Below are 16,236 nucleotides of genomic sequence, written 5' to 3' on the forward strand. Positions count from 1 at the left end.
AGAGGTGACCTATCAATAGACCGAGAGGGCCATGCTGGCCGCTGCCCCGCCGCGCCGGCCTGTCACGCGGCTGTAGCACTGCCGCGTTACATGCGCCGAACCGCAACGGGGTGACGAATCATGACGGAATTCGCTTCGGACAGCAGCTTCCCGAAGAACAGGAAGATCAAAGACGCGCTCCTCCAGCACAAGGCGCTGTCAAAGGCCGGCTTTTCCGAGCGCCTGTTCGGCCTTCTGTTTTCCGGCCTCGTCTACCCGCAGATCTGGGAAGACCCGGATGTCGACATGGAGGCAATGGAACTCCGTCCGCACCACCGCATCGTCACAATCGGCTCCGGCGGTTGCAACATGCTCGCCTACCTCTCGCAAAACCCCGCCTCTATCGACGTCGTCGATCTCAATCCGCACCATATCGCGCTGAACAGGCTGAAGCTCGCCGCCTTCCGGCTGCTGCCCGGCCACGGCGATGTCGTCCGCTTCTTCGGCACGCCGGATGTCGGCGTCAATAGTCAGGCATTCGATCGCTTCATCGCACCCGGCCTCGATGAGGCGACCGGCGCCTACTGGAACGGCCGCGACATGCTCGGCCGTCGCCGCGTCACGGTATTCAACCGCAACATCTACCGCACCGGCCTGCTTGGCCGCTTTATCGGCGCCGCCCATCTGCTCGGCCGCCTGCACGGCGTCAAGTTTGCAAAGCTTACGGAAGCCCGCACCCTGCAGGAGCAGCGCCAGTTCTTCGATACCGAGATCTCGCCGGTCTTCGAGCGGCGCATGGTGCGCTGGCTGCTTGGTCGCAAGAGCTCGCTCTTCGGCCTGGGCATTCCCCCGCAGCAATACGACGAACTGGCAAGCCTTGCCGGCGACGGCTCCATCGCTGCGGTCCTGAAGTACCGGCTGGAAAAGCTCATCTGCCATTTCCCGATGAGCGAAAACTATTTCGCCTGGCAGGCCTTCGCCCGTCGCTATCCCGAAGCCGACAAGGGGCCCCTGCCGACCTACCTCAGACCGGAACACTTTGCAGCGATCCGGGCCAATGCAGAGCGCGTCACCGTCCATCATCTGAACTTCACCGAGTTGCTCGCCACCAAGCAGGCAGCGTCGATGGATCGCTATGTGCTTCTCGACGCGCAGGACTGGATGAACGACGCCCAGCTCAACGAACTGTGGGCCGAGATCAGCCGCACAGCGGCACCGGGCGCCCGGGTCATTTTCCGCACGGCCGCCGAGAAAAGCATCATCGAGGGGCGCCTGTCTCCCGCCATCCGCGACCAGTGGGAATATGTCGAGGAGCGCTCGCACGCCCTCAACGCTCGAGACCGCTCGGCCATCTATGGCGGCTTCCACATCTACGGTAAAAAGCCATGAGCCGCGTCGAGGCCGGCCCGGAGCCTGAAGTCGGCGGCCATGCCGGCCTGATGGACGGCATGTACCGTTACCAGCGGCACATCTACGACCTGACGCGCAAATACTACCTGTTCGGTCGCGACCGCACGATCAACCATCTCAATATGCCCTTTGGCGGCTCGCTCCTGGAAGTCGGCTGCGGCACCGGCCGCAACCTGCTCTACGCCCACCGCCGCTTCCCATCCGCCCGGCTCTTCGGCCTCGACATCTCGCAGGAGATGCTGATATCGGCCCGAGCGAGCTTTCGCGGCATATCGCCGATGCCGGATTTCAAGGTTGCCGATGCGACCAGCTTCACCGCGCAGGATTTCGGCACAGAAGGTTTCGACCGGATCATGATCTCCTACGCGCTGTCGATGATCCCCGACTGGAAAGCCGCCATCGACGCCTCAATCGATGCCCTGAACCCCGGCGGTGAACTGCATATCGTCGACTTCGGCCAGCAGCAGCGCCTGCCCGGCTGGTTCCGCAAGGGGCTGCAGTCGTGGCTGCGAAGCTTCCATGTGACACCCCGCGCAGACCTGCAGGCCGTACTGGAAGAGCGCTGCAACAGGCTGGGCGCCAGGCTTTCCGTCGAAGATATCGGCCGCGGCTATGCGATACGGGCAGTTATTGTGACCGCGCGCGCATAATTAGCTTGAAGATAACGCATTTTTTACGTTGATATGATGAGAACGGCTTCAGTGCCTTTTCCGCCACGGCTGCGATTCGTCGGCCGAAAACTTGAACTTGGGCAGAATAACACCTCACCTGGATACGGGACGCCCATGCGCCGGCTTTTGTTATGTTTACTGCCGTTGGTCCTGCTGCTGAGCGGCTGCAATTCGAGCTATGACTTCATGGAGACGAAGTCGATCCCGAAATCTCGCTTCCGCGATACCAAGCCGCAGGATTTCGGCGCCGACCATCCGCAACTGCACCCCATCCACGGCATCGACATTTCCAAATGGCAGGGCGACATCGACTGGCGGACGGTCAAGTCGTCCGGCGTAGCCTTCGCCTTCATCAAGGCGACCGAAGGCAAGGATATCATCGACACCAAGTTCCAGGAATATTCGAGCGAGGCGCGCGCTGCCGGCATCCCGAGCGCGCCGTACCACTTCTACTATTTCTGCTCTTCCGCCGACGAGCAGGCCGACTGGTTTATCCGCAACGTGCCGAAATCGGCCATGGTGCTGCCGCCGGTGCTCGATGTCGAATGGAACGCGGAATCCAAAACCTGCCGGCTGCGCCCCGATGCGGTTACCGTACGGGCGCAACTGCAGCGCTTCATGGACCGCCTCGAGGCCTATTATCACATGCGGCCGATCATCTACACGTCCGTCGATTTTCACCGCGACAACCTCGTCGGCTACTTCAAGGACTACCACTTCTGGGTCCGCTCGGTTGCCAAGCATCCCGGCGTCACCTATGCCGATCGCCGCTGGGCCTTCTGGCAATATACCTCCACCGGCGTCATTCCGGGCATCAAGGGGCCAACGGACATCAACGTCTTTGCCGGCAACGAAAAGAACTGGCGGAACTGGGTCGAGGCGGTCACGAAGCTCAAGAATTCTTGAAGCCAGCGCCATTTCCTTCTTGCATCGAAGCTCATGTTCTGGGAAAGCGACCTCATCCGTAAGCAACGAGGACCGCCCATGGACCGCTTCAACGCTCGACGCACTGCACTCGCGATGATCTTCGCATCAACAATGGCAGGTGCTGCCGCGGCCCAGACGAGCGCCCCGGCCCCGCAGAACCCAACACCGGCAGCCGCCTGCGGCGGTGACCTCTCCACATTTCTCGAAGGCGTCAAGGCCGATGCTATCAAGGCAGGCGTAACGCCGGAAGCCGCTGAAAAGACGGTCGCCGGCGCCCAGATCGACCCCAAGGTCCTCGCCCGCGACCGCGCCCAGGGCGTGTTCAAGCAGACCTTCCTCGAATTCTCGCAGCGCACCGTCAGCCAGGCGCGCCTCGATATCGGCCGCAAAAAGATGGCGCAGTACGCCGACGTCTTCGCGCGCGCCGAGAAGGAACACGGCGTACCGGCCGGCGTCATCACCGCCTTCTGGGCCATGGAAACCGACTTTGGCGCCGTCCAGGGAGATTTCAACACCCGCAACGCTCTCGTCACGCTCGCCCATGACTGCCGCCGTCCGGACCGCTTCCGCGAACAGCTGATCGCACTCAGCGAACTCGTCCAGCGCAACGATGTCGAACCTGCAACGACCCAGGGCGCCTGGGCCGGCGAGATCGGCCAGACGCAGCTGCTGCCGAAGACCATCATCGCTTATGGCGAGGACGGCGATGGAGACGGCCTGGTAAAATTGCGCGAGAGCGCCCCGGACGTCATCCTGACGACTGCCAACTTCCTGCAGTCGCTGGGCTTCCAGCGCGGCCAGCCCTGGCTCCAGGAGGTGACGCTTCCGGCGACGCTTCCATATGAAAAATCAGGCATCGGTGGCACCATGACCGCCGCCGACTGGTTCGCCCTCGGTGTCAAGCCACGCGACGGCAACACCTCCTTCGGCAATCTGGTCTCTGCGCTGATTCTGCCGCAGGGCCGCTTCGGTCCGGCCTTCCTCACCTACCCTAATTTCAACGTCTATCTGGCGTGGAACCAGTCGTTCATCTACACGACGTCGGCCGCCTATCTCGCGACCCGCTTCGCGGGCGCCCCGACCTATAACAAGGGCACGCCGGAGAAGGGCCTGAGCGACACCGACATGCGAGCGCTCCAGACCAAGCTCAAGGCGCACGGCTACGACGTCGGCGAGATCGACGGCATCCTCGGCTCCGGCACCCGCATTGCCATCCAGAAAGAACAGTTCCGCCTCGGCCTCCCCGCCGACGGCTGGGCCACGGAAGCGCTGCTGAACGCGCTTTGAAGACGCAGACTATCGAGGATAGGGCGGCTGTGAAGACCGCCCTTGGAATGACAGCCAAAGTGCAGTCAAGTGCCTAGCACATCAAGTTTCGGCAGCCTTTGCTTTAGCGACGTCAAAGAGAACGCAGGCACACTTCGTTCCAGACCGGCGACTTCACGGCATCGAAAAGATCAGGCACACAGCTTACGGCTTCACCGGAATATTCCAACTGTGGAGACAGGAACGCATGGGCATATTGATTTCCGGCAGTTCCAACGTAGGCAAGACGACATTGGCGACGCGCCTCGCTCGCCAGCTTGGATGTGACATGATTTCAACGGATAGCCTCGCCCGTCATCCCGGGCGCCCTTGGCCGGAGGTACGGCCGCCTGTCGCTGAATATTATTCCCGGCTTTCCGATGAGACCATCTATTGGTTTCTAAGGGTCCATCACGAAAACATGTGGCCGGCCATACGGCAGCAGATCGACGCCAGGGTCCATGCCAGAACACCTTTTATAATCGAAGGCTCTGCGCTTCGCCCCGAGTTCATAGCGCCGCTTGTCTCTGACGAGATCTCTGCTGTTTTCCTGTATGCCGACAACGACGTCCTTCGGGAAAGAATGCGATCCGAGGCCGAATATGCCCAGCGCGATCAAGCCAGACGCAGCATCATCGACAAATTCATAGAACGATCCTTGCGTGACAATGCGGAAATGTACCTCGCCGCTCGCAGCCATGACATAACCACCCTCGACACCTCCGACGCCGTCGCCGTATCCAATCTGTGTGACGAGCTGGTGCAGCTTGAGATCAGTGCAAGGTCACGACAATTCTGAGTTTGCCAATAAAACGGGGGATTGTTTAGGATCTCCTCACCGCCCCCCTTCACCAACTCCGCCCCAACCTAACACCCCTTGCACGGCAAGCGGGAATCGGCTGGATGCAGGGGGTGGGAGCTGCGATTGTGTTGCTTTGGACTGGGGGAGCCGGGATGGAAGCTGACAATCGCATGAATGCGGTGACCTGGGGGCTGCTTGTGCTCCTCAGCCTGATCTGGGGCGGGTCGTTTTTCTTTGCGCGTATCGCTGTGCACGATGTGCCGCCGTTCACGCTGGTCTTCCTGCGGCTGATTTTGGCCGCCGCGGCGCTGCATCTCTATATCGGTGGCCGATACGGTATCTACGGCCTGCTGCGCAGCCACTGGCGGCAATTCTTGCTGCTCGGGCTGATCAACAACGCCATTCCCCACGCCATGATCTTTCTCGGCGAGACCGAGATTGGCGCCGGCCTTGCCTCGGTGCTGAACGCCACGACGCCGATCTGGACGGTCATCGTCGCCCATTACGCGACGCAGGACGAGAAGCCCGGTCGGGCGAAAATCATCGGCTGCTTCGTCGGGCTGATAGGCACCGTCGTGCTGGTGGGGCCGGGAGCGCTGGATGCCGCAGGTGCGCCGCTCTGGGCGCTGCTGTTGCCCATCGTCGCCGCCATGTCCTATGGCCTTGCCGGCGTCTATTCCAAGCGCTTCAAGGGCATCCCCGCGCCGGTGACCGCCGCCGGCCAGCTGACCGGCTCGTCGCTCATCATGCTGCCGGTTTCGCTGCTGGTCGATCAACCCTGGACGCTCGCCATGCCGCCGATGCAGACGATTGCTGCCATTGTCGCCCTGGCCCTGCTGTCGACCGCCTTCGCCTACATTCTCTATTTCCGCATCATGACGCTTGCCGGCGCCACCAACACGTCGTTGGTCACCTTGCTGGTTCCACCGAGCGCCATCCTCCTGGGCTTCGTCTTTCTGGGCGAACGGCTGGGCGCCACGCAGGTCGCCGGCATGCTGCTGATCGGTCTCGGCCTTGTCATCCTCGACGGACGGCTTTTTTCGCGAAGGGCACCTTCGACGGCAAAGAGATAAGCGAAGGCATGGCGTTAATCTGGCGTTAGGATTCGTGAAGAAATACACAATTATTTTGACGTTTAGAATCAACGGCTAACGACAAAACATTAGCGAATCTCGCACAGCCCGCTGCGGTGCAGTATGGAAATTGCTTTCGGGCGACATATTTGTGACATAGGCTTTAAGGGTTAACGGAGGAGGCAGACCATGGGACTGACGCAATCCATCAACGTCCTTCTGATCAGTGCAGCATTTATGTTCGTCGTGACGATGCTATTCATCTGAGACGCCGTTCGCGGCAATCCGCGACCGGAAATGCAGGCTTCTCTAAGCTTAACATACGGGTTTGAAATGAGCGCCGGTCCTGAAAAGGCCGGCGCTTTTTCCGTCGTTAGGCAGCAGCGCCTGCCGCCGCTGCAATCTTGGTGCGCTTGAAACCCAGTCGCTCGAGCACGGCGCCGACCAGGGGAGCGCGGTTCATCGTATAGAGATGAAATTCACGGTGGCCCCGGCGCACGAGATCCTCGATCTGCTCTGCCGCGACATCGGCCGCCACCTTGGCCCGCTCTTCAGGCTTGTCGTCGAGCCCGGCAAAGCGTTCGTCCAGATAGGACGGGATACTAGTGCCGCACATGCCGGCAAAGCGCTTTAGCTGCGTCAGGTTCTGGATCGGCATGATGCCCGGCAGCACGGGAATGGCGATACCGGCCGCCCGCACCCGCTCCATGTAGGTCTCGAAGACGTCATTGTCGAAAAAGAACTGGGTCAGAGCACGGTCGGCGCCGTTGTCGGCCTTGCGCTTCAGCATGTCGATATCGGCAGCCGTGTCGCGGCTCTCCGGGTGCTTCTCCGGATAGGCAGACACCGAGATCTCGAAGTCGCCGATATCGCGCAAGCCCGCCACCAGCGCTGCGGCATTCTCGTAGCCGCCGGGATGTGGCTGGTAAGCGGTGCCGATGCCGCCGGGCGGATCGCCGCGAAGGGCAACGAAGTGCCTGACGCCGGCCGCACGCAACTCATCGACGACCCGGTGTGTGTCTTCGCGCGTGGCACTGACGCAGGTCAGGTGCGAGGCAGTCGGCAGTGGCGTCTCGGCGATCATCCGGCGCACGGTATTCAGCGTCGGTGCCTTGGTCGAACCGCCGGCCCCATAGGTGACGGAGACGAATTCGGGCTGCCATTCCGTCAGCTCCGTGATGGCGGCCCAAAGCTGGCCTTCCATGTCGGGTGTCTTTGGCGGAAAGAACTCGAAGGAGATGCTGACGTCGCTGCGCCCTGTGTCCGGTGTAGAAGTCATGTCACGCCCTCTTTTCTGCGCGTAATGTTGGTTGACGGCTTTCACTGGTCGCGATCAGCAGGCGCGGATCGCGCGCCACCCAGATCGTTACCGTCAGATCCTCGCCACTCTGCTTTCCGGAATGAAGGTCCCTGACCTCCTCGAGCTCCAGCCCGGCCTTCTTCAACCACTCTTCCATCGTCGCGTGGCTGAAGCCGAGGCGGAGATGGGCATGGTCGTCGCGCAGGTATTCCAGCGCATGCGGGGCGAGATCGACGATCACAAGCCGGCCGCCCGGCCGCAGCATGCGCGCCGCCTCGCCGATCGCCAGTTCCGGCTGGTAGAGAAAATGCAGGACCTGATGAATGGTGATCAGGTCGAAATCCTGCGCCTCGAGCGGCAGGTTGAAGATATCCCCGTGGCGCACCGAGGCGGTGGTGATATTCGCCTTGTCGAGATTGGCGCGCGCGACTGCCAGCATGTCGCGGCTGGCATCGACGCCGATGGCGCGGCGGTAGACGCCGGACAGCAGCTGAAGCATGCGCCCCGTTCCCGTGCCGAGATCGAGAAACGTGTCGATCGGCCGGGTGCCGATCAGCTGCTTCAGCGCAGCGTCGACATCCTCGTCGGCCACATGCAGGCGGCGGAGCTCATCCCATTCGGCAGCGTTGTGGCTGAAATAGGCCTGGGCACGCTCGGCGCGTACATGCTTCACCGAACCGAGACGTTCGCTGTCGCGCAGCAGGACAGGGTCGCTCTCGTCGGCGTGGCGCAGCAGCGTGCGGGCGAGATGCACGGCAGCACCATCCTGCTTCAGGCGGAAATAGGCCCAGGCGCCCTCCTGGTAGCGATCGATCAGGCCCGCCTCGCCCAGAAGCTTCAGATGGCGCGAAATACGCGGTTGGGATTGACCGAGGATTTCGGTGAGGTCGGTGACCGTCAAATCGCCGGCGGCCAGCAGCGCCAGCAGCCGGAGCCGCGTCGGCTCGCCTGCTGCTTTCAGGACATCGACCAGCCCCTCGAGACCAAATTTAACAAGATCCGCCATACGCTCACCCAATCAAGACATAAACATATCTTTATGTGATTGAGGGCAATGGCGCAAGTGGGAAATGGAAGGTCGCTACTGTCAGATGCGAGCCGGCGAACCGGCAGTTCAGGGCCGCAAATGAAAACCCCCGCAGCTGCGGGGGATCTCGAATTTGTGTAGCGCGCGCCGATGGCAATCAGCGCGTCAGGCGCTTGTAGGCCTGGCTGCTCGGGTTCAACGCATCGGCGCCGAGGCGGCGGATCTTGTCCTGCTCGTAGTCCTCGAAGTTGCCTTCGAACCATTCGACATGGCTGTCACCCTCGAAGGCGAGGATGTGGGTCGCCAGCCGGTCGAGGAACATGCGATCATGGCTGATGATGATGGCGCAGCCGGCGAAGGATTCCAGCGCGCTTTCCAGTGCACCCAGCGTTTCGGTATCGAGGTCGTTGGTCGGTTCGTCGAGGAGCAGCACGTTGCCACCAGCCTTCAGCATCTTTGCAAGATGCACACGGTTGCGCTGACCGCCGGAAAGATTGCCGACCTTCTGCTGCTGGTCACCACCCTTGAAGTTGAACGCGCCACAATAAGCTCTTGAATTCATGTCGAACTTGCCGAGCTTGATGATTTCGGCGCCGCCCGAGATTTCTTCCCAGACGGTCTTCGAGCCATCCAGTGCATCGCGGCTCTGGTCGACATAGCCGAGTTGCACGGTGTCGCCGATGCGGATGGTGCCGGCATCGGGCTTTTCCTGGCCGGTTATCATCTTGAACAGCGTCGTCTTGCCGGCGCCGTTCGGGCCGATGATGCCGACGATGCCGCCGGGCGGCAGCTTGATCGACAAGTCCTTGATCAGCAGCTCGTCGCCGAACCCCTTGGAAACGTTCTCCATCTCGATGACAACCTGGCCGAGACGCTCGCTGACCGGGATGATGATCTGGGCGTCGCCGGGACGCTGCTTCTCGGCGGCATCGACCAGCTGTTCGTAGGACTTGATACGGGCCTTGGATTTTGCCTGGCGGGCCTTCGGGCTGGAGGCGATCCATTCCTGCTCGCGCGAGATCGCCTTCTGGCGTCCTGCCTCTTCGCGGTTTTCCTGCTGCATGCGCTTGGCCTTGGCAAGCAGGTAGGCCGAGTAGTTGCCCTCGTAAGGAATGCCGCGGCCACGGTCGAGCTCGAGGATCCAGCCGGTGACATTGTCGAGGAAGTAGCGATCGTGGGTGATCATCATCACGGCGCCGGGATAGGCGCGCAGGTGCTTTTCCAGCCAGGCAATGGTCTCGGCATCCAGATGGTTGGTTGGTTCGTCGAGCAGCAGCAGGTCCGGCTGCGACAGTAGCAATCGGCAGAGCGCAACGCGACGGCGCTCACCGCCCGACAGGCTGGTGACTTCCGATTCAGGCGGCGGGCAACGGAGCGCATCCATCGCCATTTCGACCTGGCTTTCGAGGTCCCAGAGGTTCTGGCTGTCGATGATGTCCTGCAGCTTCGAGCCTTCTTCGGCCGTCTCGTCGGAGTAGTTCATCATCAGTTCGTTGTAGCGCTCGAGAACAGCCGTCTTCTTGGCAACACCTTCCATGACGTTTTCACGCACCGTCTTGGTCTCGTCGAGATGCGGCTCCTGCTCGAGGTAGCCAAGGGTCGCGCCTTCGGCGAGCCAGGCTTCCCCGGTGAATTCCTTGTCCAGGCCGGCGATGATCTTGAGAACGGTCGACTTACCCGCGCCGTTCGGGCCGAGGATACCGATCTTGGCATCGGGGTAGAACGACAGGTTGACGTTCTCGAGGATTTTCTTCGCGCCGTAAGACTTGTTGAGTCCCGACATGTGATAGATGAATTGGCGTGCCATTGCTGGGCTTCTCCTAGGCGCAAGAGATCTGGGTTTGAGCCGCTATGTAAGGGAAACCACGCCGCGCGGCAACGCCGAAACCGGCCTTGTGCCGCATTTGTCGACCACCGGGGTGACGCAATCAGCCAAACCGCTGACGTCCAAGCCTGCCCCGCCGCTGACGATACCCATCGGACAACGCCGCCGCGCAGTCAGAAATCCTAGCGGCCGACTGCCTGCACCAGACCTTCGTTGCAGCCGAACGCTGTACTACCGGCGCCCTGGATCAGCTTGCCCAACCTCGGACCGCTCTCGCCGGGCGATACCGCATCCTGCGACAGGCCGATGGTGAGCTCGGAAATCACCCGCGCGCTGCCGTTGCCGCGGCAGCTCATCTTGACGCGGCCACTGGCGCCCTCGCCAAAACTCTTGTCGAATGCGGCCTTGATGCGTTCGGCATCCAGTGTCTTGCCGACGTTCGCCGCAAACAGCGCGCCGACGGCAGATGCGTTCAATTCATCGATCAGAGACACGGCAGTGCCGAAATAGGCGTCTGCCGAGAGTTTCGTGCAGGTTCCGTGCTTCAGCCACTCATGGCGCTCGAGGCCAGACTGCGTGCCCGGCATTGCCTTGTCGAGAGCGGCCTTGGTCGCCGCCGACAGTTCGACGGCAGGCAGGCTGTCCCAGCCATGACTGCGGTCGGCCTGTTGCAGCGCATCCGGCACACCGCAATAGTTCTGCCGCATCGGCCAGAGCCCGTGCAGCGACAGGTGGGTGGCATCGAAGCCGTTGGCGCTCTCGTCCCGGCACTCGGCCTTCTCAGCGTTGGTAGCGCAGAATGCCGGCTCCCAGCTGGCCGCAAGAATAAACCTAGTCTGTCCATCGCGTGCTTCGGCCGGAAGGGAGAGGCTGCCCAGCAAAACCGGCAGGCAGGCAAGAGCGGCCAGAAGCCTCAATGAAACAACGTGCATGATGACCCACCCCAGGAACAATAAGAGAACAAGTAAGCAGATCGCACCTTCCGTCGCAAGCTGTAAATTCCCCACCGCCGGATTATCATTATCCTGTGCGCCTCCCCGAAGTTGCATTGCAAAGTTCCAGCCATTGCCGTCAGGTGCAGCGATGCGAGGAGATCCCATGTTTCAAGAGATAAGACGGCACCAGAGCCCGACGGGCGCGACACTTGCCTACCGTCATCAGCCCGCATCGGGCACGGCGCGCGGCATCCTTCTCGTGCTGCACGGGCTTGCCGAGCATTCCGGCCGCTACGGTCGCTTTGCCGAGGCGATGGCGGGCAACGGTTATCACGTCTACGCGCACGACCACCGTGGCCATGGCCGCACGAAGGCGCCGGATGCGCCGCTTGGCCAATTCGCCCGCCGCGATGGCGTGGCGTGCGTCATCGCGGACGTCATGGCCGTGAGGTCGCTGGCCTCGGCTGACCACCCCGGCCTGCCTGTCGTCTTCTTCGGTCATTCCATGGGCGGACTGATCAGCCTTTCCGCCGCCATCGCCCATCCCGCAGACTTCGATGCCGTCGCAGTGTGGAACTCGAACTTTCATCCCGGCCTCGCCGGACGGGCTGGACAGCTGATCCTCGGCATCGAGCGCATGCTCAAAGGCTCGGATGTCCCGAGCGCCCTGCTACCGCGACTGACCTTCGGCGCCTGGGGGCAGTCCATCCCCGATCACCGCACGCTGTTCGACTGGTTGTCGACCGATCCGGCCGAGGTCGATGCCTACATCGCCGACCCGCTCTCCGGCTTCGATGCCTGTGTATCCCTCTGGCGCGACCTGCTGGCGATGAGTTTTGCCGCACCGAAGCGACGCCACCTCGCCCGGTTACGTCCCACCTTGCCAATCCATCTGGTGGCGGGCGCGCAGGATCCGGCGACGGATTACGGTAAAGCCATAACCTGGCTGGCAAACCGTTTGAAAGGATTCGGCTTTTCGAATATCACAACGGAAATCTATAGCGAAATGCGGCACGAGACCCTGCACGAGGTCGATGCCAACAGGGCCACGGCGAACTTTGCCGCGTGGTGCGAACGCGTCTTGCCAAAGCCCTGACGCCGGAGGAATGTCGATGCAAAGCCCCAGCCATACGCTCAGCCAGCGGCATTCGTCGGAAATGACGATGGGCCTGACCCTTATGTTCGTGTCGGTCATGCTGTCGCCGATCGTCGACATCTTTTCCAAGCTGGCGGCTGTCACCATCCCGCCGGTCGAGGTCACAGCGGCACGCTTTCTTTTTCAATGCCTGTTCGCCCTGCCGATGATCGTCTGGAAACGCAGTTGGATGCCTGGCACGTGGTGGCAGAGAAGAATTCACGCCCTGCGTGGCGGCTTGCTGGTGTTGTCGATGATCACCTTCGTGACGACGTTACAGGTGATGGAGGTTGCCGATGCCATCGCCATCTTCTTCGTCCAGCCGATTATCCTCACCGTTCTCAGCAGCATCTTCCTGAAGGAAACGGTGGGTTGGCGGCGTTACGCGGCCTGCGTCGTCGGATTCAGTGGCGCCTTGCTGATCATCCAGCCCAGCTTCCAGCAACTCGGCTTCGTCGCTTTGCTCCCCGTTGTTACAGCGCTCTGCGGCTCGATCTTCGTGCTTTTGACGCGCGTCCTGTCCCACAGCGAACCGGCCTCGTCGATGCAGCTGAACACCGGCCTCTGGGGATTGCTGTTCTCCGTGATCCTGCTGGCAATCGGCAGCCTCACCGGCAATGCTATCCTGTCGCCTGTCATGCCGGACGCCACTGCCGCACTCCATCTCCTCGGCGTCGGCGTGACGGCAGCCGTCTGCGGGATGCTGACACTTTATGCATACCGCGCCGTCCGGGCATCGACGCTCGCACCGCTGCAGTATTTCGAGATCATTTCGGCGACGATCTTCGGCTGGCTGGTGTTCGACAATTTCCCGAACATGCTGAAATGGGTAGGCATTCTCATCATCATCTGCTCCGGTCTCTACATCCTTTGGCGCGAGCGGCGGCTTGCATCCAAGCCGGTATCCGATACATCTCAATCGCTCCGCGCACCCTGATCGAAGATCTGCAAAACATGACCAACCGACCGATAAAAAAGCCACCGCTCGCAGGCATCCGCGTCATCGAACTCGCGCGCGTGCTGGCTGGACCTTGGGCAGGCCAGATGCTGGCCGATCTCGGTGCCGATGTGATCAAGGTGGAAAACCCGCATGGCGGCGACGACACGCGCCAATGGGGACCTCCGTTTGTCGAGGATGCGGAGGGCGCAAATCTCTCCGCCGCCTATTACCACTCGGCCAATCGCGGCAAGCGTTCCATCGTCGCCGATCTGCGCACTGCCGACGGCCAGGATCTGGTTCGCCGGCTGGCCATGACGGCAGACGTTCTGATCGAGAATTTCAAGCTCGGCGGCTTGGTCAAATACGGCCTCGACTACGAGAGCCTGCACAAGCTCAATCCGAAATTGGTCTATTGCTCGATCACCGGCTTTGGCCAGACCGGTCCCTATGCCAATCTCGCCGGCTACGACTACATCGTCCAGGGCATGTCCGGCTTCATGTCGATCACCGGCGAGACGGACGGACAGCCGATGAAGGCGGGCGTCGCCATCGCCGATATTTTCACCGGCATCTACGCGGTCTCGGCAATCGAGGCGGCCCTGATCCATGCCCTCAAATCCGGTGAGGGGCAACTGGTCGACATGGCGCTGCTCGACGTCCAGGCGGCAGTGCTGGCCAACCAGAACATGAACTACCTGATATCAGGCAAGGCGCCGGAGCGGCTGGGCAATGCCCATCCCAACATCTCTCCCTATGAGGTCGTGCCCGTCGCCGACGGCTTCCTGATTCTCGCCATCGGCAACGATGGCCAGTTCCGTCGTCTTTGCGGCCTGCTCGGTATCGAGGCTATCGTCGGCGACGAGCGCTTCGCCACCAACAAGGCCCGCGTTGCCAACCGCATGGAAGTTCGCCAGCTCGTCTCGACCGAGACGCTGAAATGGACCAAGGCCGCCCTGCTGCAGCGCTGCGAGCAGAATGGCGTTCCGGCTGGTCCCATCAATACCATCGAGGAAATGTTCGCCGACCCCCAAGTGGTGGCGCGCGGCCTGCGCATCGATCTCGACGATGCAGCCGGCAATGCCATTCCGGGCGTTCGCACCCCGGTCATTCTCTCCGAAACACCCCTACGCTACGAACGGCCGAGCCCGAGGCTCGGCGAACATCAGGACGAGGTGCTGGCGGAACTCGCTGCCCTCGAAGGAAAGGCAAGATCATGAAACGCACAGGCGGCCAGCTCATCGTCGAGGCTTTGAAAGCCAATGGCGTCAAGCGCATCTCCTGCGTTCCCGGCGAAAGCTTCCTGGCCGTGCTCGACGCGCTGCACGACAGCGACATCGAGGTTCTCGTCTGCCGCCAGGAAGGCGGGGCTGCGATGATGGCCGATGCCTGGGGCCGGCTGACCGGCGAACCCGGCATTTGCATGGTGACACGCGGCCCGGGCGCTACGAATGCTTCTGCCGGCCTCCACATCGCCCGCCAGGACTCCATACCGATGATCCTGTTCATCGGCCAAGTGCAGCGCGATGCCCGCGAACGCGAGGCGTTTCAGGAAGTCGAATATCGCCGCGCCTTCACCGAGTTCGCCAAGTGGGTCGGCGAGATCGACGATGCCGCACGCATTCCGGAATTCGTCACCCGCGCCTTTGCCGTCGCCACATCCGGACGCCCCGGCCCCGTCGTGTTGAGCCTGCCGGAAGACATGCTGCGAGACCTCGTCGAGGCGCCCGAGGCAAAGCCCTATATGCCGGTGGCGAGCCATCCCGGTAAAAGCCAGATCGACGAACTCCAGCGCCGGCTGATGGCTGCGGAGCGGCCAATGGTCATCGTCGGTGGCACGCGCTGGAACGAAGAAGCGGTGGCATCGCTCCGGACGTTCGCCGAACGCTTCCAGCTGCCGGTCGGCTGCTCCTTCCGCCGGCAGATGCTGTTCGACAATCTCCACCCCTCCTATGCAGGCGATGTCGGTATCGGCATCAACCCGGCGCTCGGCAAGGAGATCAAGGAGGCCGACCTCCTCATCCTGGTAGGCGGTCGTTTCTCCGAAATGCCGTCCTCCGGCTATACGCTGATGGATATCCCATACCCGGCGCAGACGCTGGTGCACATCCATCCCGACCCGTCGGAACTCGGGCGCGTCTATCGGCCGGATCTTGCCATCTGCGCCAGCCCTGCCGATTTCGTCTCCGCTCTGGCGGATCTTCCCGCGCCGGCAACGCCCATCTGGGCAGAGCGCACCGCCCGGATGCATGCCGCCTACCGCACATGGTCCAAAACCCCTGAAACCAGCCCAGGCGATGTCCACATGGGCCGGATCATGGACTGGATCGAGGCGAACACGGCAGCCGATACCATTTTCACCAATGGCGCCGGCAACTATGCGACGTGGCTGCACCGCTTCCATCGCTTCCGCCAGTTCAACACCCAGGCAGCCCCCGCCTCGGGCTCGATGGGCTACGGCCTGCCGGCGGCGGTGGCTGCAAAGGCATTGTTTCCGGAGCGTGAAGTCATCTGCTTTGCAGGCGACGGCTGCTTCATGATGCACGGACAGGAGTTTGCGACGGCGGTCCAATACGGCCTGCCGATCATCACGCTGGTGATCAACAACGGCATGTACGGCACGATCCGCATGCACCAGGAACGCGACTATCCCGGCCGTGTCAGCGGCACGAAGCTCACCAACCCCGACTTCGCGGCTTTCGCCCGGGCTTATGGCGGCCACGGCGAGACGGTGAAGACAACGGCAGAGTTTGCACCTGCCATCGAGCGCGCACGGGCAAGCGGCAAGCCCGCAATCATCGAGATCGTACTCGACCCGCAGGCAATCACGCCGACGCGGACGCTCAACGAGATTGCCGGCCTGAAGTAGCCGGGGGGCGGCCTGCCGTCAGGCCGCATCTTTGGGACAAG

General features: G+C 62.0%; 14 protein-coding genes. 10 read left to right on the plus strand and 4 right to left on the minus strand.

Translation table 11 applies throughout. The annotated features are described in order from the left end of the window. Window positions 1-120 precede the first annotated feature (120 nt). The 6 genes from J5289_RS13325 (at window position 121) to J5289_RS13350 (ending at window position 6,167) form a co-directional block, all read left to right on the plus strand. Window positions 121-1,368 (plus strand): DUF3419 family protein, encoded by a 1,248-nt coding sequence (locus J5289_RS13325; protein ID WP_142823212.1) that lies wholly within the window; start codon window positions 121-123, stop codon window positions 1,366-1,368. Beyond that, complete coding sequence (locus tag J5289_RS13330) at window positions 1,365-2,039, plus strand: class I SAM-dependent methyltransferase (RefSeq protein ID WP_209184177.1); 675 nt, start codon at window positions 1,365-1,367, stop codon at window positions 2,037-2,039. The genes J5289_RS13325 and J5289_RS13330 overlap by 4 nt, the downstream gene beginning before the upstream one ends. A gap of 135 nt (window positions 2,040-2,174) precedes the next feature. After that, window positions 2,175-2,966 carry a GH25 family lysozyme gene (locus J5289_RS13335; protein ID WP_209184179.1) on the plus strand — a complete coding sequence of 264 codons (792 nt, stop codon included), beginning with the start codon at window positions 2,175-2,177 and terminating at the stop codon, window positions 2,964-2,966. Between the two features lie 78 nt (window positions 2,967-3,044). Further along, window positions 3,045-4,274, plus strand: a complete 1,230-nt coding sequence (locus tag J5289_RS13340) for a lytic murein transglycosylase (protein WP_209184181.1) — start codon at window positions 3,045-3,047, stop codon at window positions 4,272-4,274. 226 nt (window positions 4,275-4,500) lie between these two features. Further along, window positions 4,501-5,091, plus strand: coding sequence for an AAA family ATPase (locus J5289_RS13345; RefSeq protein WP_209184183.1), 591 nt, complete (start codon window positions 4,501-4,503; stop codon window positions 5,089-5,091). A 155-nt stretch (window positions 5,092-5,246) separates the two neighbouring features. Then, window positions 5,247-6,167, plus strand: coding sequence for a DMT family transporter (locus tag J5289_RS13350; protein ID WP_209184184.1), 921 nt, complete (start codon window positions 5,247-5,249; stop codon window positions 6,165-6,167). Window positions 6,168-6,540: 373 nt separating this feature from the next. Here J5289_RS13350 and metF read toward each other — a convergent pair whose 3' ends face one another. The 4 genes from metF to J5289_RS13370 form a co-directional block, all read right to left on the minus strand. Continuing rightward, window positions 6,541-7,446 (minus strand): methylenetetrahydrofolate reductase [NAD(P)H], encoded by a 906-nt coding sequence (gene metF / locus J5289_RS13355; RefSeq protein WP_209184186.1) that lies wholly within the window; start codon window positions 7,444-7,446, stop codon window positions 6,541-6,543. A 1-nt stretch (window position 7,447) separates the two neighbouring features. Beyond that, on the minus strand, window positions 7,448-8,473 hold the full coding sequence (locus J5289_RS13360; RefSeq protein ID WP_209184188.1) for a metalloregulator ArsR/SmtB family transcription factor: 1,026 nt from the start codon (window positions 8,471-8,473) through the stop codon (window positions 7,448-7,450). A 178-nt stretch (window positions 8,474-8,651) separates the two neighbouring features. Continuing rightward, on the minus strand, window positions 8,652-10,301 hold the full coding sequence (ettA, locus tag J5289_RS13365) for an energy-dependent translational throttle protein EttA (RefSeq protein ID WP_142823220.1): 1,650 nt from the start codon (window positions 10,299-10,301) through the stop codon (window positions 8,652-8,654). A gap of 200 nt (window positions 10,302-10,501) precedes the next feature. Further along, complete coding sequence (locus J5289_RS13370; RefSeq protein WP_209184190.1) at window positions 10,502-11,251, minus strand: ribonuclease; 750 nt, start codon at window positions 11,249-11,251, stop codon at window positions 10,502-10,504. Between the two features lie 166 nt (window positions 11,252-11,417). On the opposite strand from J5289_RS13370, the gene J5289_RS13375 reads away from it, so the two are divergent. Genes J5289_RS13375 through J5289_RS13390 form a run of 4 tightly spaced genes read left to right on the plus strand, consistent with a single transcriptional unit; the run spans window position 11,418 to window position 16,195 of the window. Continuing rightward, window positions 11,418-12,350, plus strand: a complete 933-nt coding sequence (locus J5289_RS13375) for an alpha/beta fold hydrolase (RefSeq protein ID WP_209184192.1) — start codon at window positions 11,418-11,420, stop codon at window positions 12,348-12,350. A gap of 16 nt (window positions 12,351-12,366) precedes the next feature. Beyond that, the gene (locus tag J5289_RS13380) at window positions 12,367-13,326 is read left to right on the plus strand and encodes a DMT family transporter (RefSeq protein ID WP_209184193.1); all 960 of its coding nucleotides are present in this window, start codon (window positions 12,367-12,369) and stop codon (window positions 13,324-13,326) included. 17 nt (window positions 13,327-13,343) lie between these two features. After that, window positions 13,344-14,546: a CaiB/BaiF CoA-transferase family protein gene (locus tag J5289_RS13385; protein ID WP_209187494.1), complete on the plus strand. Its 1,203-nt coding sequence runs from the start codon at window positions 13,344-13,346 to the stop codon at window positions 14,544-14,546. Further along, window positions 14,543-16,195: a thiamine pyrophosphate-binding protein gene (locus J5289_RS13390; RefSeq protein WP_209184195.1), complete on the plus strand. Its 1,653-nt coding sequence runs from the start codon at window positions 14,543-14,545 to the stop codon at window positions 16,193-16,195. Before J5289_RS13385 ends, J5289_RS13390 begins: the two co-directional genes overlap by 4 nt. The last annotated feature ends 41 nt before the right edge of the window (window positions 16,196-16,236 follow it).

Source organism: Rhizobium sp. B230/85 (genome assembly GCF_019355735.1).
GTDB lineage: Bacteria > Pseudomonadota > Alphaproteobacteria > Rhizobiales > Rhizobiaceae > Rhizobium > Rhizobium rhododendri.